This is a genomic window from Pelagicoccus mobilis, assembly GCF_016595505.1.
Classification (GTDB): Bacteria; Verrucomicrobiota; Verrucomicrobiia; order Opitutales; family Opitutaceae; genus Pelagicoccus; species Pelagicoccus mobilis.
Genome location: NZ_JAENIL010000133.1, coordinates 1 through 1,659 on the forward strand (window position 1 = coordinate 1; position 1,659 = coordinate 1,659).

Genomic DNA, 1,659 nt, shown 5'->3' on the forward strand with positions numbered 1-1,659 from the left:
AGGTAGGGCGGCCTCGCCGTCTGCGTCCCGCCGTAGCCTTGCAGGCTGTTGCAGAACTCATCCCAGTTTGGCATTGTGAGCTAGGCACGCTTGCTTTCCAGCGATATCGGCTTGGGCAATAGACGCGAGGAGCAAGGCAAGCCATAACTCGAACCATAGCATAGTGGATACGATCAGCCTCTTGGGCTGGAGAGTGAGGAACTTCGCCATCTTTCTGAGATTGTGGGCGATGCACATCAGGGCGAACTCTCCGGAGGCTGGCTCCAGCCCTCGCAGGCTGAGGCGGCGGAAGCCTAGGTTGGACTTGATGTTCCCGAAGGCGGGCTCGACGGTTTGCGCCCTTAGCTTCAAGCGAGCCTTTCCTTGCTCGCTGGAGCTTTTAACGAACATCTCTTCGGCAAGATGCTCTTGCTCGTCGCGACTGATCCGACGTAACGCGCCCGCCTTGCCCGGGTTGGCAAGGCAACGCTCGCGAAGGGGACATAGCGAGCAATCGCGACTGCGATAGACCTTGATCCGCCTCGAGCGTTTGTTCTCCCTCCAGGCGAAGGGGAGCTCCCTTCCCGCCGGGCAGAGGTAGCTGTCGGATTGCTCCTGGTAGGTAAAGTCGCCTCTTTGCAGCTTTCGGTCCTGTCGCTTCGATGGGGCTCGGCTCTCGGGGCGAGGTTCCGCGATGACGGCGTCCACCGCGTTCTCGCTGACGTACTCGAGCTGCTCGAGGCTATGGTATCCGGAATCGGCGTCGTACTTGCGCGAGGAACATGCTCCGAGCGTCCTCTCGCAGTCGGCATGGACGGCGGCGAACTGCTGGCAGTCGTTGGGATGGTCGCACAGGCTCTGCGATACTATCAGCTGAGTGTCCTCGTCGACGGCGGCCTGGGCGTTGTACGCTACCGCCGAGGGTTTTGAGTTCACCTTGGACATGGCCCGGGCCTGCGTGTCGGTCAGGCTGACCGAATGCTTCTCCCGATCCTTGGGCTCCAGCGACCGCCTTCTCTCCAGCAGCGCTTCCCTGCTTTCCGAAAGCCTTTCCTCCCTGGCTTGCAGCCTCTGCAGCCGAGACCTTTCTTGTTCGTCCTGCTTGTCGCAGCTTTCCAAATACGCCTTGATATCCTGGCGAGCGAGTTCCCTGTCTATCGCCTTGAGGTCTCGCAGGCTGCGGCGCGACGCCGAAGCCTCAAGCTTGGTTCCATCGATGCTGATTCTCTCGAACCCGCTCAAGCCCTGGATCCTGGCCATCCTGACGATTTGAGTGAACAGGCCCGGCAGGCGTTGGGCATGCCGGCGGCGGAAACGGCTCAACGCGCAATGATCCGGCCGCAGGTTCGCCGAAACGTATACGTAGTGCAGGTCCCTGCGGCATAGCTGTTCGACTCTGCGCGAGCTGGCGATCCCCTCGCAGTAGGAGAGGAACCATACGCACAGCAAAATCGACGGATCGTAGGCTTCGCCTCCTTGGCTGCTGTAGTCGGCGTAGAGCTCGTCGAGATCGAGCTCCTGAACCAAGGTCACCACGAACCGGCAAAGACTGTCTTGGTCGACGAAGTCGTCCAGGCAGTAGCCCAGCAGCTCTAACTGTGAGCGATCAGCGGTCTTGAAACTCATGGGGAAAAGCTTCTAGCATCGATTGGAGAGAAGCAAGAGTCTGCAACAGCCTGC

Annotated in this window: 1 protein-coding gene; it reads right to left on the minus strand. The window is 60.2% G+C overall.

Going from position 1 to position 1,659, the window contains the following annotated elements:
* Positions 1 to 57 precede the first annotated feature (57 nt).
* The gene (locus JIN87_RS27885; RefSeq protein ID WP_200360014.1) at positions 58 to 1,605 is read right to left on the minus strand and encodes an IS1182 family transposase; all 1,548 of its coding nucleotides are present in this window, start codon (positions 1,603 to 1,605) and stop codon (positions 58 to 60) included.
* Positions 1,606 to 1,659: the final 54 nt, after the last annotated feature.

What these genes read in the sequence shown, in the direction of transcription:
- JIN87_RS27885 (WP_200360014.1), bottom strand. Translation starts at nt 1,605, where the DNA reads ATGAGTTTCAAGACCGCTGATCGCTCACAGTTAGAGCTGCTGGGCTAC.